This window comes from Acinetobacter bouvetii DSM 14964 = CIP 107468, from assembly GCF_000368865.1.
In the GTDB taxonomy this organism is placed as follows: Bacteria; Pseudomonadota; Gammaproteobacteria; order Pseudomonadales; family Moraxellaceae; genus Acinetobacter; species Acinetobacter bouvetii.
In genome coordinates, this window is sequence record NZ_KB849725.1 from 234,607 (window position 1) to 248,704 (window position 14,098).

A 14,098-nucleotide genomic window follows, 5' to 3' on the forward strand; every position below is an offset into this window, starting at 1 on the left:
TGAATCATTTAAAGGAAAAAACATGCGCGATCAAGGCCGCTTAATCGAATGGTTTGATGACAAAGGCTATGGCTTTATTCAGCCCAATGACAGCAGCAAAGACCGCGTATTTCTGCATATCAAAGATTTTGCCCGGCCTGGGCCGCGCCCGATTGTCGGCTGCGCTTTGGAATATCTGATTATTCTGGATGAGCGCGGCCGGCACCGCGCGCAGCAGGTCACCTATTTAAAAGCTTCGCAAACCCAGCCGAAGCCCAAACGGGCGAAAGACAATATCGTGCGCATGCCGCAGAAAACCTCGCCGATGCAGATCCTCTGCATCGCCTACATTTTGGCCTTGGCTGTTTTGAGCTTTGCCGGCCTGCTGAACGGCACCGCGCTGTTGGCGATCAGCTTGGTCAATGCGGCGACTTACTGGTTCTATGCGCAGGATAAGGAAGCTGCGCAATTGGGCAACCGCCGTGTGCCGGAAAATACCCTGCATATTCTGTCTTTTTTGGGCGGCTGGCCGGCCGCTTGGCTGGCGCAGCACAGACTGCGTCATAAAACACAAAAACAACCGTTCCGGCAAATTTATTTTTGTACTATAGCTTTTAACATATTATTGATTTTGTGGCTGATTTCGCCATTTAATCCTTTTAAAAGTTAAGAGACGCATAAAAATAGAGAGGGCGCATGAATTATTCCATTGATAAAGATCCGAACCGCAGCTTAACGATTGCGCTGTATGTGCTTTATATCGTTGCAATTTTTTCTGCAGGCTTATTGGCGGTTATAGCGCTGATCATCAACTATGTGAAACGCAGCGATGTGCAGGGGTCTATTTTTGAAAGCCACTTTACATGGCAAATCCGCACTTTCTGGTGGTATCTGTTTTGGAACATCATTGCATTTGTGCCGTTCTTTTTCTTATTTTTTACCGGGGAAAATCCCGATGCCTTCGCTGGCGTCGCTTTGGGCGCATCGGCCTTTTGTGTGGCGGTGATTGGCCTGTCTTGGATTTGGATTGTTTACCGCGCCATTAAAGGCCTGATCCGCGTAAATGACAATCAGCCGATGTATCAATCGTGAGCATTTGCTGAATGCGGCCCTTTGGGGCGCTGTAAAATTTGAAAAAGGCGGCTTTGGCTGCCTTTTTTATGCCCTGCTGTTGCAGCCTTGCGCCAGATTGAAGCAATGGAGTGCGCCTTTGTGGTGAGGCTGATGAAACAGGCTTTACGTTTTAAATTTTTATAATTTACGTTTTTAATAATATGAGTTTACATTTTTAATATATTTAATTTACTTTGTTAAATAAATAATCTTACTTTTTTAATATTTTATATTTACGTTTTATTAAAAATAAATTTACATTTTTGTACATTTAAATTGATTAATTCAGGCGCTGAAGCGAAGGGTATTTGGAGTTGAAAATCCCGCTTATCCATAAAAGCGCCCACGGCGCCTGCGCAGGCCTAAAAGGTGAATGGCGCGCACCAAAACTGCATAAGAAACAGGATAGCCAAAGCGTGTTTCAAAAAGCGGGATCAAGTCACTTATGTTTTTAAATTTTGTTTCTTTTACAAATACTTGAAATTCATTCCAGTTTTTAATATGGCTTGGCGCGCCCCGTTTATTTCCTGTTTTTGGATGCAGGCTTCCAGTTTCTTCTTCCAGTTTGATCCATGCGTCTAAGGTCACCCGGGAGATATTAAACTCCTTGCAAACGGCAACTTTATAGTCGGTTTTTTTGTACATCTGGATGGCTGCATTCCGCAGCTCTAATGAGTATTTCGGCATTTATGCTGATCCAGCTTAAAATAAGTTTTTTATATTATATGGCATAGTTGTTGCAAAAAAATAATTAACTTTAATAAAATGAATAAATAGGTGGCATTATGGAAAAAACGCAAGTTTCTTTCAAAAAAATGTCTTTATGGCAAGTGGTCATTATCGGTATTGCATATATGACCCCAATGGTGGTGTTTGATACTTTTGGCATTGTGTCAGGCATTACTGATGGCCGGGTGCCATTGGCTTATCTTCTGGCGCTAGGGGCCATGCTGCTGACCGCATTCAGCTATGCGCGCTTCAGCAGGCATTCGGATAAGCCGGGTTCTGCCTATACCTATACAGCGGAATCATGCGGGGCGCAGGCAGGCTTTTTTGTGGGCTGGTGCACACTGCTGGATTACATCATGCTGCCGCTGGTCAATGCGCTTCTGGCTGGCATTTATTTAGAAGCGGTGATTCCAAGTGTGCCGTACTGGGCATGGGTGGCCCTGTTTACAGGGCTAGTGACACTGATCAATTGCTTCCGCATCAATATTTTAGCCAATCTCAGCATGCTGTTTGTCTGCGCGCCGGTGCTGCTGATGGGCTTCTTTATTTACCTGGTGATTCAAGGGATAGGCAGCGGGCAGGGCTATGATCATGTATTAACCATGGCTCCATTATGGAATGGCGATACGTCGGTTTTGCCGCTGATCGCAGGCGCCTCTATTCTGTGTTTCAGCTTTTTGGGTTTTGATGCCGTGACCACAATGTCGCATGAAACCAGCGATCCAAAACGCAATATTCCGCGCGCTGTGATGCTGACTACGCTCATCGGCGGAGTAATTTTTCTGGGCGCGTCCTGGTTTATTCAATTGTATTTCCCAAGCAATGTCCGCTTTAACAACCCGGATGAGGCTTTGCCTGAGATTGTGCTGTATGTCGGCGGCGCTTTATTTCAATCGGTCTTTCTCTGCGCCCAGATTATGAATACTTTTGCTTCAGGCCTTGCGACTCATGCCAGCGCTTCACGTCTGGTGCATCTCATGGGGCGTGATGGCATTTTCCATAAGGGGACACTGGGCCAAGTGCACAGCAAACTGGGCACACCTTTATATGCGGTTTTGATGATTGGTGTTATTTCCTTAGCGGCGATTGCCCTTGATTTAGCCACCGTGGTGAGCATGATCAGCTTTGGCGCCTTAATTGCCTTTACCGCCGTGAACTTTTCAGTCTTTATGAAATTCTATGTGCGCGATGGCCAGCGCCAAGGGCTGAAAAACCTGTTTCTGAACTTAATTTTACCCATCATTTCTGTCGCAGCCATTATGTGCCTTTGGATGAGTCTGGAACACAATGCTTTGGTGTGCGGCGGCATCTGGCTTGCTGTTGGAATATTGCTTTTTGCCTATAAAAAATTAAAAAAACAAAGTATTGCGATTGGCAGCGCTTACTGAGTTTGAACGTTTAAAATTGAATTGAAGAGAGTAAATAAGATGATGATGAAGCCAAAATTTGTTGCAGATGTTGAATTTAAAAACAGTGTCAATGTGCAGACAGGCAAGGAGTGGAACTGGCTCAATCCAGCGCGGGGCCAGTTCGATTTTCCTGCCAACTATTATGAAAGTTCACTGGCCTCTTGGCATGAATTTGAGGCTTTGCAGGCCGACATTGAATGTGATGTTGTGGTGATTGGCGCAGGCCTGCTTGGAAGCTCTGCGGCTTTGCATTTGTCAGAGCAGGGAGTCGAGACGGTATTGGTGGAAAAAAACCGGATTGGCAGCGCTGCTTCAGGGCGCAACGGCGGGCAGCTGACACCCGGCCTGGCGCGCTGGGAGGCCGCTGAAATGATTGAGCATTTCAGCCATGAAGAGGCCAAAAGGCTTTGGCATTTCACTTCGACCGAAGCGATGGAGTTAATTGACCAAATCAGCGATGCCTATGGGCTGGATGTGCAGCGCAAACGCAGCCATATTACGGCCGCCGTGCATCCGGGGCATTTGGTTGCCCTCACGGCAGGGGCCGATGCGCGCAAATATTTGGGCGAAGACCATACGCACATTATGGGCAAGCACGAACTGTTTGAATACGTGAAATCTGACAACTACTCCGGAGGCTTGCTGGATACATTGGGCGGACAGATTCACCCCTTGGCATTGAACCGCGGACTGGTATATGGCTTCTGTCAAAACGGCGGCACAGTGTATGAGCAGACAGAAGTGCTATCGGTCGAAGAGCGTGAAGACGGCATTTATGTCCTGACCAGTGGCGGAATGATTAAAGCGCGTAAAAGCGCGGTGATCGGGGTGCATCATGCTGCCTTTAAATTGCTTCAAGAACACAATCAGACCACCATTCCTTTTTATACCTACGTGTGTACCACGGCGCCGCTTGAAATGGATTTAAGCGAAATTTTGCCTTCAGATGCGCCGGTTTATGACACGCAGTTTCAGATTGACTATTACCGCGGCGTATCCCAAAACCGCTTGCTGTTTGGGGGCGAGGGAACAGGTTCATGCTGGACCGCGGAGAAAACCCATGATTATTTATTGGGGCGCATTCTGCATGTATTCCCGCAGTTAAAGCAGGTGGAACTCGATTTTGTCTGGAGCGGCACAACAGACCTCACCATGAATGGCGCTGCCGACAGCCGTAAATCAGATGGCAAATATCCGATTTATGCGGTGCAAGGCTGGAGCGGCCATGGCGTGGCGCAAACGGTGCGCATTGGCAAAGCCATCGCCGATGATTTTTGCGGTAAAGCCGATGATTTTAAAATGCTGAGCAGTATTCAGCATCAGGATATTCCGTTTGGCCGTGCGCTGGCGCCGGTGGTGGTGCCTCTTGCCAAAAGCGCCTATAGCTTGGGCGCCATGGTCAATCCTGGAAAAATGGTGTCATTCTGACAATTATATGGATTCAGCGGGACAGCGTTATTTCAAGGGAAATCACGCTGTCCCATGTGCATTTTTGATGCCCGATAGGCGGCGGATGGGCAGTCAGATTTTTTTTCTTCTGCGCAGGCGCCGATTCCTCATAAACAGAATCGAGATGAATGGATCATCCGCATTCCAAGTTCAGGATGCGCCTAAGGGCTGACATCCTTGGCTTTATTTAAAAACTGAGGCCGCCATTCACTCAGTATGACACCCAGCACCATCAGGCATCCGCCGGCTAAGGCCCAAGGCGCTAGGCGCTCGCCTGCAATGCGCCCTATTATGGCGGCCCATACCGGTTCGCCGGCATAAATAATGGCGGCTTGCGAAGGATCGACCATGCGCTGCGCCCAGTTCATGACCAATTGAATAACGGCACTGGCAATTCCCAGCGCGCAGAGTACCGCCAGCAGCGGCCACTCAAAGGCCGGCAATTGGGTTTCGCCATTGAAAGGCGCAATCAAAAAGCACAGCACTGAGGCAAATGCCAGCTGCAGTACGGTGACCCTGCGTAAATTGACTTTATTTGCAAAATAACTGATCAGGATAATTTCAAAGGCAATTGCAACCGAACCCAAAAGAGTAATCAGCTGGCCAAAATTCAGCTGCATGGCGCCAAAACCATTGCCTGTTAAAAAGGCCAGGCCGGCAAAGGCAGAAATGACACCCAGCCAGGTCATGAAGTGTGGCGTTTGCCGAAAGCAGAGCCAAAGTAAAACGGGCACTAATGGCACATAGAGCGCAGTTAGAAATGCAGATTCACTGCTGCTGATGCTTTGCAGGCCAATGGTTTGCGTGCCGTAGCCGATGGCGATCACTGCGCCGATGCAAAATCCGGCAAAAACTTCGCTGGCATTGCATTTTTTTAAATCTTTCAGGGAAAGCAGGCTGACGGCAAGGGCGGCAGCCGCAAAACGTAAAGCAACGAACAAAATGGGCGTGCTGTAGTTCAGTCCAAACTGCACCGTCAGGAAGCTGCCGCCCCAAATGATGGTGATGAGGATCAGCGCGAGCTGCGGTGTTTTAGAGTTGAGCGTGGAGGCAAATTGAGGCATGTACAGCGGATTATGACTGAGGGAGAGCGCAATATTAGCATTGAATGTGCCTGATGAACTTGCCCTTCATGGCGCTTATGAACATCCATCCATGGTCAGGTAAAGCATAAAAAATTTTAATCTGCAGTTCTACTTTCGAATTTTACAATCACGTATAATCTTTGAGCATAAAACAAAGATTAAAAGAATAGATTCAAGAGGTTATTTGATGGATGAATTATCTTGGTACTTCCAGTATTTTTCTATTTTTGGGGTGGGGGTTCACGTACTGATCGCACTGTGTTTTGCAATTCATGCGATTCGCAATGGGCAGCCATTTTTCTGGTTGTGGATTTTATTTGTCTTTCCGTTTTTCGGCAGTGTCGTGTATTTGATTGCGGTGTATTTGCCGCAATCGCGAATGCCATATCAAGCCCATATATTGAGTAAAAAAGCCCTGCATATTTTGCAGCCGAATCGTGCAATCAATCAAGCCAAAACGCAGTATGAAAACATTCCAAGCGTTGAAAATGCCGTTAGATATGCCGAGTATTTAATACAGTCTGGCAAGGCCAGTGAAGCAATTGCTATTTTAAAGCAGAAGCATACAAGCCTTGTTGAAAATGATCCTGCTTTCTTAGAACAATGGGCGACAGCATATCTGCAGGATCAACAGGCGCAGCAAGCTTTAGCAATTACGGATAAAATCAAATCGATTGACCCCAATTATAAAATTGAACAAATTGCGTTAATCCGCGCTTTGGCGAATCACCAATTAAATCAGTAGGAAAGCGCGCGGCAAAATTTTATCATTGCGACAAAATCTCAAGATATTGAAAAATTATCTGAATATGCTTTATGGGCGATACAAACCAATCAGGGGGAATTGGCTCAGCAAATTCGAGCAGATTTGCAAAAGAAATGGACTATTGGAACAGCATATTCACGTCAATTGCATAAACCTATTTTCAAGCAAATAGATAAAGCATTAAAAGACATGAAGAAAAAAGCAGCATAAAAAAGAGGCCCGAAGGCCTCCTTAGACTGCCGCCGTGCTTTAGATGGCTTGGTCATCCCAAAGCGACTGCGCTTCACGAAGGTTAAGTGTGCCTTCGTAAATGGCACGGCCCGTGATGGCGCCTAAAATGCCTGGCTGGCCTTTTAAGTTGCGGACGTCATCTAGGTTGGTCACACCGCCAGAAGCAATGACAGGCAGGCCTGAGTAGGCTGCAAGATTGACGGTCTGCTCAATGTTGACGCCTTGCATCATGCCATCACGGGCGATATCCGTGTAAACAATGCTGGATACGCCGGCATCTGCAAAACGCTTCGCTAAATCCGTGGCTTTAACGTCAGTAACATTGGCCCAGCCATCGGTCGCCACCATGCCGTTCATGGCATCAATGCCGACAATGATGCGGCCGGCGAATTTTTTGCAGGCTTCTTCTACAAACTCAGGGTTCTGCACGGCTTTTGTGCCGATAATGACAAAAGAAACGCCTGCATCCAGATAATGTTCAATGGTTTCAAGCGAGCGGATGCCGCCGCCGATTTGAATCGGCAGTTCCGGCTGCGCTTTGGCAATGGCTTCAACCACAGGCTTATGGATTGGCGTGCCTGCGAAAGCGCCGTTTAAATCGACCAAATGCAAGCGGCGCGCGCCTTCATTAACCCAATGCTGCGCAGTTGCAACAGGATCGTCAGAAAATACGGTATCGTCTTCCATACGGCCTTGCTTCAAACGGACACATTTGCCATCTTTCAGGTCAATTGCAGGGATGATCAGCATGCTTACGCTCCTTGCTCAATCTTTCAATGAATTCATTGCCCGCCATCTTAGCAAAATATTGGCAGATTTCTAAGCGTCAGATGGCGGTTTTATTTTATTCGGGCGGCTGCGCAGTTTTAAGGCGGTATCCTGAATGTCTTTGGGCAATAGGCCGAGGCGCAGCAGTTCTTCAAAAATTAATACCGGCGCATAGGCATCGGCCGCGGCGTAAGCAATTTGCTGTTCTGTTAAATGCTTTCTGGCCCAATTGGACGTGCTGACACTTTTGCTTTTGGGAAAGTTTTGCTGAAACAGCAGCGCAACCGCATTTTTCAGCCCGACGGGATTGTCTAAGCCAAAGGATTTAAAGCATTTGGACAGTTCAATTACGCTGTTGAGTTCAATGCCTTTTTTACGGAAAAGATGCGCATCATTTTTCAGGCCAAAACCGGCCTTGATTTGATCATGGCTGGCAAACACAGGCTTTAAAAAATCCAGAATGACATCGCTGACTTGAAAGAGATAAGCGCGCTCATGCGTGGCAAGCTGAATTAAATGCGGGCCAGTCGCAATTTCACCTTTGCTGAATGTCGGCTTAGATTCGGTATCGAAGCCCAGCAGGGCAGCGGTTTTTAATTCCGCTTCAATGGCGCGGCACTGCGCTAAATTCTGAATGACCTGAATATTCTGAGCCGGCAAATTTTGAAATCGCGGCAAGGCTTGAATCTGTTCTTTGCTGGGAAGCGCGGCTGCGCGGAGATCATTCATTTGAATCAAAATGGCATCTTTTCAGGCAGACTAGCGGTTTTTCAGGTTAAAGGCAAAATAAAACCTGCGGGGCGCAGGTTTTAAATTTAATCGGCTGCAGCCGTATTTATTCTGCTTGCTGCTGAATGGAGATTTGCGCCTGATGCGCGCGCTGAACGTAGTCCTGGTACGCAGGGACGGCAATTGCAGCCAAGATCCCGATTGGAAAAATCAGCACATAGAACCAGCCTAAAACTTTTTCCCAGGTTTGTGCGGCTCTTGGCTGGCCAAATTGATTTTCCTGCGCATCGCCTTTGGCAAAGATTAAATACAGCGCTAAACCTAGGTTCGCAAGCGGCACCAGCATCAGCAAAGACAGCCAGCCACTGTGATTGCGGTCGTGCAAACGGCGGATAGCAAAAATAAAGTTAAAGTAAATCATGGTGACATACACAATGCCCAGCAGCAGCATGGCAAACATAGGCATGCCTTGTTCCATATTGGGTGAAAATCCTGGAAGCGCAATCGCACAAAAAATACCAAGCACCATCATGACAAGCACCAGCAGACCATTCCATCCTAAATAGGACAACCGCCCAAAACGTCCAGCAGCGCTTAGGGGGGAATCATTTACAGTGTTATTCATTATTCTGACCTCTGATTTTTAATTGGAATATTTAATAAGTGTTCAAATCATAGTTGTTTTTGCTTGCAGATTAAAGAATAAACCGCCAAGAGATCAAAAGCCCGCATGATGCGGGCTTTTTGAGTGAAACGGGTTTAAATATCCCATTCCACAAAGTTTTTCAGCAATTGCAGGCCAGCGGTATGGCTTTTTTCCGGATGGAACTGCGTGGCGAATAAGTTTTCTTTATGAATGGCTGTGCAGAACTCTAAACCGTAGTCACAGGTTGCAGCCACAATGCCTGCATCTTTTGGTTCGACATAGTAGCTGTGCACAAAGTAAAAACGCGCATCCTGTTCAATATTTTTCCACATCGGGTGGCTTGGGTCAGCCTGATGCACCTGATTCCAGCCCATATGCGGCACTTTAATGCCATCCATATCCGGGAAGCGCTTCACGGCGCCTTCAAAAATGCCCAGCGCCTCTGCGCCGCCATTTTCTTCAGAACGCTGCATTAAGGCTTGCATGCCTACGCAGATGGCCAGCACCGGCTTGTTGAAGGCTGCTTTGCGCACCACTTCATCAATGCCGGCTTCATGCATGCCCTGCATGCAGTCGCGCATGGCGCCGACGCCTGGAAATACAATCTTGTCTGCTTGCGCAATCAGCTTGGGATCATTGGTCACATCAACCGCTGCGCCCACATACTCTAAAGCTTTGGCTGCAGAGTGCAGATTTCCCATGCCATAATCAAGAAGGGCAATACGGGTCATTACAATGTTCCTTTGGTTGAAGCCACTTTACCTTCCGCACGCGGATCAACTTCGCAAGCCATGCGCAGCGCGCGCGCAAAAGCTTTAAAGACGCTTTCAATTTGGTGATGGCTGTTTTTGCCTTTCAAATTGTCAATGTGCAGGGTCATTAAAGCGTGGTTCACAAAACCTTGGAAAAACTCAGAGAATAAATCGACATCAAAACGGCCGATCATGGAGCGGGTAAACGGAATGTCCATGAATAAGCCTGGACGGCCGGACAAGTCCACCACCACGCGGCTTAAAGATTCGTCTAACGGCGCATAAAAATGGCCGTAGCGCTTTAAGCCTCTTTTATCCCCCAGCGCTTTTGCAAAGGCCTGGCCCAGGGTAATGCCGCAGTCTTCAACCGTGTGGTGATCGTCGATTTCGAGGTCGCCGTCGCAATGAATATCAATATCAAACAAGCCGTGACGCTTGATTTGATCAATCATATGATCTAAAAATGGAACACCAGTGTTTAAAGTGCCTTGACCAGAACCATCAAGATTCACGCGAACTCGAATTTTGGTTTCGTTAGTGTTTCTTACCACTTCACTGATACGGTCGGTCATAGACACGTTCCTCAAATACGTCAAAATGATTGATGTAAAAATGTTTTTCGCTGTGACGAAAAGTCACCGCATATTAGATTGCTCAGGAGGGTTTATCAATGCCTATTACCGTACATGCCTATACTTCTTTGGAAAATGATGAAGTGCGCAGCCAGCTTGAGCGACTGTACGACACCAGTCCTGAATTTAGCGACGGTGCAGATGCCATTGAACAACTAGAGCAAAACTTAGCTCAGTATACCTCAGTTTATACCGCAGAATTTAATACTAAATTGATCGGTGCGATTTGGTGCACGGGGCAGGGTGAAAGCAAGACCTTGGAATATATTGTGGTGCACCCAGCCAACCGCGGCCGCGGGGTCGCGGAAAGGCTGGTCAGTGAAGCGTGCCGCATGGAAGAAGAAAAGGGTGTGAAAATTTTTGAACCGGGCTGCGGCGCCATTCACCGCTGCTTGGCGCATTTGGATAAAATCTGAATCTGATTTCGCATTCAGGCAGCCTGCGGGCTGCTTTTTTTGTGCTGAAATCCGCATTAAATCAAATACTGAGCTGAATAATGCCTTGAGATTTAAACAAAAAATAAGCAAATTAGGATTTTTTGCTGTAAAAGTAAACAAATGAAGCAAAAATCAAAACCGATGCTTGACGTTATCACACTTAAACTGTTTAATACGCGACATCGGCGTGATAGCTCAGTAGGTAGAGCAACGGATTGAAAATCCGTGTGTCCCCAGTTCGATCCTGGGTCTCGCCACCATATTTAAAACTTATTTAAAGTTTCAATCCCTGATCCCATCAGGGATTTTTTTTGCTTAAAAAAAACACATTCGGTAAAAAATATTGATGATTTAGATTGACTAATGCCATCAATTACGGCTTAATACACCGCATCGGCGTGATAGCTCAGTAGGTAGAGCAACGGATTGAAAATCCGTGTGTCCCCAGTTCGATCCTGGGTCTCGCCACCATATTCAAAAAAGCCTCAAACATTGTTTGGGGCTTTTTTTATGGCTAGCTTTTGGTGCTGCTGATGATTTATCCCATTTAGATGCTACAATCGATTTTGAAAAAAACTTTGCCCGCTGGGCATGATTGAACATTAAAAATAACATTACAAATGAATGGGTAAATTTATGAAGATGAAAATAATATTGCTTCCTCTGACAATTGCGGCCAGTGCTTTGCTTGCAGCATGCGGAGGCGGCGGCAGCGGTGACAATGTCAATTCGTCATATTCCAAAACCATTGTAAAAGGCGGTGTCACTTATGAATGCAAGAGTGAAAATGCAGCCAAACTATGTGAAAACGGCAATTGCACATCGTGTGAGTCATCATTGGATAAAGTAATCACAGCCGCCTGTTCAAGCAGCGTGAATGCTGGACAGACGCTTTATGCTGTAACCAATGCCGGCTGCGTTGCATCAATGAAAAACAGCAATAAAATCACCGGCTACTGCGCTGCAGGCACACTTAAACTGTTGGCGGGTTCAGGCTATACATTGAACAAGGTCAGCATCAATGGAAGTGCTTATCCATCCGGTGAATTTAATTCATCAACCACATCCGAAACTTTGCGCTGCAGCAATTCCTGATCATTGTTTGATTCAATCTAATGACTGTGCATTTTATTAAATACAGCGCGGTAGGGGCGCTGTGCTTTGCGCTGGGTTATGCTGCTGCTGATTTCAATGCAGACAGTACAGGACTGCCAGCGCCAGATCAGCCATCGATGAATAGTTCCTCAGTGGATGGCAATCCTGTTTCTGGCTTGGCCATTGATTCAATGCAGTCAATGCCTTCTGCAGAGGCTCAGCGGCAGCTCAAAAGCCAATATCAGCAAGTTCAAAGTCTGATTCAGCATGCTTCTGAACAGCAGCTCGCGCAGTATTTACAGCAAGCGTTTCCTGATTATGCTTTTGATCAAATTAGGAATAAGCAGCAGTTTGCACAGCAGATGCTGAATGAGTTTGTGCAGGCCAAAAATGATCCGCAGCAGCAGCTGATTGGGCAGGCTTATGTTACGGCACAGTCTCAGCTGAACCCGGCAGATGTATTGCCTCGTGAAATTTATGCGAAACAGCCGCTATACGCGCATTTTGATACGTTTGGCAAAGTGCCGCCGAATGCACAGGTGATGGTGCGCTGGACACAGCGCGACACAGGTGAAATTTTGCTGTTTACACCGCGCAAAGTCAGTGAAAATCAGCAAAATTGGGTCAGTTTCTACCCGGTTTCGGGCTGGAACCCCGGCTATTATGATGTCAAGTACTATCAAATGAATGACCAGATGGAGCCTATTGCGCAAACCAGCTTTTATATTCAAAACGTGATTCAGTAAATTCTTAGCGTTCAAATGTTTATGTCTAATCTCTGACCTAAGTTGTAGTTTCGGCCGGCACAAACTGAATTACACTCATTAAAAATTAGCCGTGAATCCCTGCCATGAAAGATTTATTTTCCGACAACAGCCAGCTGTATCAGCAGGCGCGCCCAGACTATTCTGCAGAGATTCTAGAGGCGGTTTTAAAATACGTGCCTGAACGCCAGCTGGCATGGGACTGCGGTGCGGGCTCAGGTCAATTTACTCAATGGCTGGCGCCGCATTTCCAGCAGGTGCTGGCGACAGATCTGAGCGCGGCGCAATTGGCGCAGGCGCCGCAACTGCAGAATGTCATTTGCCGCGCCGCTGCGGCGGAACATTCGGGGCTTGCCGATCACAGCGCAGATTTGGTCACTGTGGCGCAAGCTATCCACTGGTTCAATTTTGATGCATTTTATGCTGAAGTGCGCCGTGTGCTGAAGCCTAAAGGCTGTTTGGCGGTTATTGGCTATGGCCTGATCGAAGCGCAGGATCCGCAGCTGAATCAGCTGATTCAACTGCTGTATTTTGACACCCTGAAAGGCTGCTGGGATGCCGAACGGCATTATGTGGATGAGCTGTATCAAACAATTCCATTTCCGTTTGCAGAACAGCAGATGCCGGCATTGTCCCTGCAGTACCGCTGGAGCGGCCCGCAGCTGCTGAATTATTTCAATACATGGTCTGGCTTTAAGCATTATGTAAAACAGCATAATCAAAGTCCGCTGGCGCCTTTGGAGGCATATTTCGCAGCTCAGCCAATAGCATCATCTTATGCTGTGCAATTTCCTGTGCTGCTGCGGGTAGGCCTGTGCGCTGCTGCGCAAAGTTAAGCGTTGCCTGCGGTCATTTTTTTGCTGCGGCGCTCAGGTGCCGTTGGTCTGAGAAAAACGATGTGCATGGCGGTTTATTGTACAATTATAGCTATTCATAAGATGTTTTATCTTTTCCGTATTTGATTTGAGTACAGTGATATGAATCTCCCTAAACCGCTGAGCTATACCGTTCTTGCGCTGGCAGGCGCTGTTTCAATGTCTGCATTTGCTGCAGAGCCGCCGCAGGAGCATGAAGAGGCTGTGCGCCTGCCTGTGCTGACCGTTCTGGCTGAACCCGAATTGCGTGAAGAAACCGGCGTGGTGCCTTATCAGCAGGAAACTGCGCGCCGCAAAGCGCTGCAGCACCGGGTAATGCAAATTGAAGAAGACACCCAGTCCTTTGTGGTGGATCCTTCAATTGTGGCCAATTTAGATATTTTGCCAGCAGAGCCGTCGCCGAATTTATCCAGTTTGCCGCCAGCGCTGCAGCAGCATGTGTTGAATATCGCCAGCGGCCTGCAGTCTTCGGATCCGCGCAATGGCCTTTACATCATGCTTCAGCCTTTTGGCATCAACCGTGATGCCACCAATGTACAAATCAGCCGTGAACAAATCAATTTAGGCACTATCGACCGCTCAATGCTGGAAGGCCTGCCTCGCAAGTAAGCGCGCAATGGTTTTAAATTCAAAACGTGA

General features: G+C 47.2%; 18 protein-coding genes and 2 tRNA genes. 13 read left to right on the forward strand and 7 right to left on the reverse strand.

Features of this window, described 5'->3' with window-relative positions:
* The first annotated feature begins 22 nt into the window (after window positions 1-22).
* Together F941_RS01095 and F941_RS01100 are read left to right on the forward strand one after the other, a co-directional pair.
* Window positions 23-649, forward strand: coding sequence for a DUF1294 domain-containing protein (locus tag F941_RS01095; RefSeq protein ID WP_005006880.1), 627 nt, complete (start codon window positions 23-25; stop codon window positions 647-649).
* Between the two features lie 26 nt (window positions 650-675).
* Window positions 676-1,071 carry a DUF4870 family protein gene (locus F941_RS01100; protein ID WP_005006882.1) on the forward strand — a complete coding sequence of 132 codons (396 nt, stop codon included), beginning with the start codon at window positions 676-678 and terminating at the stop codon, window positions 1,069-1,071.
* 348 nt (window positions 1,072-1,419) lie between these two features.
* Here F941_RS01100 and F941_RS01105 read toward each other — a convergent pair whose 3' ends face one another.
* A complete protein-coding gene (locus F941_RS01105) occupies window positions 1,420-1,779 on the reverse strand; it encodes a transposase (protein WP_005006884.1) in 360 nt (119 codons plus the stop codon).
* 98 nt (window positions 1,780-1,877) lie between these two features.
* Between F941_RS01105 and F941_RS01110 the strand changes: the two genes are divergently transcribed.
* On the forward strand, window positions 1,878-3,209 hold the full coding sequence (locus F941_RS01110; protein ID WP_005006886.1) for an APC family permease: 1,332 nt from the start codon (window positions 1,878-1,880) through the stop codon (window positions 3,207-3,209).
* Window positions 3,210-3,251: 42 nt separating this feature from the next.
* Entirely contained in the window at window positions 3,252-4,658 is a 1,407-nt protein-coding gene (locus F941_RS01115) for an NAD(P)/FAD-dependent oxidoreductase (protein WP_171065488.1), read from the forward strand.
* A 182-nt stretch (window positions 4,659-4,840) separates the two neighbouring features.
* Here the strand turns inward: F941_RS01115 and F941_RS01120 are convergent, their stop codons facing one another.
* Complete coding sequence (locus F941_RS01120; RefSeq protein WP_005006890.1) at window positions 4,841-5,743, reverse strand: DMT family transporter; 903 nt, start codon at window positions 5,741-5,743, stop codon at window positions 4,841-4,843.
* A 208-nt stretch (window positions 5,744-5,951) separates the two neighbouring features.
* On the opposite strand from F941_RS01120, the gene F941_RS01125 reads away from it, so the two are divergent.
* A complete protein-coding gene (locus F941_RS01125; RefSeq protein ID WP_005006892.1) occupies window positions 5,952-6,509 on the forward strand; it encodes a hypothetical protein in 558 nt (185 codons plus the stop codon).
* 99 nt (window positions 6,510-6,608) lie between these two features.
* Window positions 6,609-6,740, forward strand: coding sequence for a hypothetical protein (locus F941_RS16805; protein ID WP_265597011.1), 132 nt, complete (start codon window positions 6,609-6,611; stop codon window positions 6,738-6,740).
* A gap of 39 nt (window positions 6,741-6,779) precedes the next feature.
* Here F941_RS16805 and hisA read toward each other — a convergent pair whose 3' ends face one another.
* The 5 genes from hisA to hisB form a co-directional block, all read right to left on the reverse strand.
* Window positions 6,780-7,511: a 1-(5-phosphoribosyl)-5-[(5-phosphoribosylamino)methylideneamino]imidazole-4-carboxamide isomerase gene (gene hisA, locus F941_RS01130; protein ID WP_005006894.1), complete on the reverse strand. Its 732-nt coding sequence runs from the start codon at window positions 7,509-7,511 to the stop codon at window positions 6,780-6,782.
* 69 nt (window positions 7,512-7,580) lie between these two features.
* Window positions 7,581-8,258 (reverse strand): 3'-5' exonuclease, encoded by a 678-nt coding sequence (locus tag F941_RS01135; protein WP_005006896.1) that lies wholly within the window; start codon window positions 8,256-8,258, stop codon window positions 7,581-7,583.
* A 106-nt stretch (window positions 8,259-8,364) separates the two neighbouring features.
* Window positions 8,365-8,883 (reverse strand): DUF805 domain-containing protein, encoded by a 519-nt coding sequence (locus F941_RS01140; RefSeq protein ID WP_005006898.1) that lies wholly within the window; start codon window positions 8,881-8,883, stop codon window positions 8,365-8,367.
* Window positions 8,884-9,017: 134 nt separating this feature from the next.
* On the reverse strand, window positions 9,018-9,635 hold the full coding sequence (hisH, locus tag F941_RS01145) for an imidazole glycerol phosphate synthase subunit HisH (RefSeq protein WP_005006899.1): 618 nt from the start codon (window positions 9,633-9,635) through the stop codon (window positions 9,018-9,020).
* On the reverse strand, window positions 9,635-10,228 hold the full coding sequence (gene hisB / locus F941_RS01150; RefSeq protein ID WP_005006901.1) for an imidazoleglycerol-phosphate dehydratase HisB: 594 nt from the start codon (window positions 10,226-10,228) through the stop codon (window positions 9,635-9,637). Before hisB ends, hisH begins: the two co-directional genes overlap by 1 nt.
* A 98-nt stretch (window positions 10,229-10,326) precedes the next feature.
* Here hisB and F941_RS01155 point away from each other — a divergent pair, with 98 nt between their 5' ends.
* The 7 genes from F941_RS01155 (at window position 10,327) to F941_RS01185 (ending at window position 14,068) form a co-directional block, all read left to right on the forward strand.
* Window positions 10,327-10,704 carry a GNAT family N-acetyltransferase gene (locus tag F941_RS01155; RefSeq protein ID WP_005006903.1) on the forward strand — a complete coding sequence of 126 codons (378 nt, stop codon included), beginning with the start codon at window positions 10,327-10,329 and terminating at the stop codon, window positions 10,702-10,704.
* Window positions 10,705-10,909: 205 nt separating this feature from the next.
* Window positions 10,910-10,985, forward strand: a tRNA-Phe gene (locus tag F941_RS01160).
* Between the two features lie 135 nt (window positions 10,986-11,120).
* A tRNA-Phe gene (locus F941_RS01165) sits at window positions 11,121-11,196 on the forward strand.
* Window positions 11,197-11,361: 165 nt separating this feature from the next.
* Window positions 11,362-11,820 carry a hypothetical protein gene (locus tag F941_RS01170; protein WP_005006908.1) on the forward strand — a complete coding sequence of 153 codons (459 nt, stop codon included), beginning with the start codon at window positions 11,362-11,364 and terminating at the stop codon, window positions 11,818-11,820.
* Window positions 11,821-11,840: 20 nt separating this feature from the next.
* Entirely contained in the window at window positions 11,841-12,566 is a 726-nt protein-coding gene (locus F941_RS01175) for a hypothetical protein (protein ID WP_005006911.1), read from the forward strand.
* Between the two features lie 104 nt (window positions 12,567-12,670).
* Window positions 12,671-13,420: a class I SAM-dependent methyltransferase gene (locus tag F941_RS01180; RefSeq protein ID WP_005006914.1), complete on the forward strand. Its 750-nt coding sequence runs from the start codon at window positions 12,671-12,673 to the stop codon at window positions 13,418-13,420.
* 141 nt (window positions 13,421-13,561) lie between these two features.
* A complete protein-coding gene (locus tag F941_RS01185; protein ID WP_005006916.1) occupies window positions 13,562-14,068 on the forward strand; it encodes a hypothetical protein in 507 nt (168 codons plus the stop codon).
* The last annotated feature ends 30 nt before the right edge of the window (window positions 14,069-14,098 follow it).

Bases quoted from the DNA above. Each gene is read 5' to 3' on its own strand.
- F941_RS01105 (WP_005006884.1), bottom strand. From the start codon at position 1,779: ATGCCGAAATACTCATTAGAGCTGCGGAATGCAGCCATCCAGATGTAC.
- hisB (WP_005006901.1), bottom strand. From the start codon at position 10,228: ATGACCGACCGTATCAGTGAAGTGGTAAGAAACACTAACGAAACCAAA.
- F941_RS01180 (WP_005006914.1), top strand. From the start codon at position 12,671: ATGAAAGATTTATTTTCCGACAACAGCCAGCTGTATCAGCAGGCGCGC.
- hisH (WP_005006899.1), bottom strand. From the start codon at position 9,635: ATGACCCGTATTGCCCTTCTTGATTATGGCATGGGAAATCTGCACTCT.
- F941_RS01115 (WP_171065488.1), top strand. From the start codon at position 3,252: ATGATGAAGCCAAAATTTGTTGCAGATGTTGAATTTAAAAACAGTGTC.
- hisA (WP_005006894.1), bottom strand. From the start codon at position 7,511: ATGCTGATCATCCCTGCAATTGACCTGAAAGATGGCAAATGTGTCCGT.
- F941_RS01100 (WP_005006882.1), top strand. From the start codon at position 676: ATGAATTATTCCATTGATAAAGATCCGAACCGCAGCTTAACGATTGCG.
- F941_RS01120 (WP_005006890.1), bottom strand. From the start codon at position 5,743: ATGCCTCAATTTGCCTCCACGCTCAACTCTAAAACACCGCAGCTCGCG.
- F941_RS01140 (WP_005006898.1), bottom strand. From the start codon at position 8,883: ATGAATAACACTGTAAATGATTCCCCCCTAAGCGCTGCTGGACGTTTT.
- F941_RS01125 (WP_005006892.1), top strand. From the start codon at position 5,952: ATGGATGAATTATCTTGGTACTTCCAGTATTTTTCTATTTTTGGGGTG.
- F941_RS01110 (WP_005006886.1), top strand. From the start codon at position 1,878: ATGGAAAAAACGCAAGTTTCTTTCAAAAAAATGTCTTTATGGCAAGTG.
- F941_RS01095 (WP_005006880.1), top strand. From the start codon at position 23: ATGCGCGATCAAGGCCGCTTAATCGAATGGTTTGATGACAAAGGCTAT.
- F941_RS01135 (WP_005006896.1), bottom strand. From the start codon at position 8,258: ATGAATGATCTCCGCGCAGCCGCGCTTCCCAGCAAAGAACAGATTCAA.
- F941_RS01170 (WP_005006908.1), top strand. From the start codon at position 11,362: ATGAAGATGAAAATAATATTGCTTCCTCTGACAATTGCGGCCAGTGCT.
- F941_RS01175 (WP_005006911.1), top strand. From the start codon at position 11,841: ATGACTGTGCATTTTATTAAATACAGCGCGGTAGGGGCGCTGTGCTTT.
- F941_RS01155 (WP_005006903.1), top strand. From the start codon at position 10,327: ATGCCTATTACCGTACATGCCTATACTTCTTTGGAAAATGATGAAGTG.
- F941_RS01185 (WP_005006916.1), top strand. From the start codon at position 13,562: ATGAATCTCCCTAAACCGCTGAGCTATACCGTTCTTGCGCTGGCAGGC.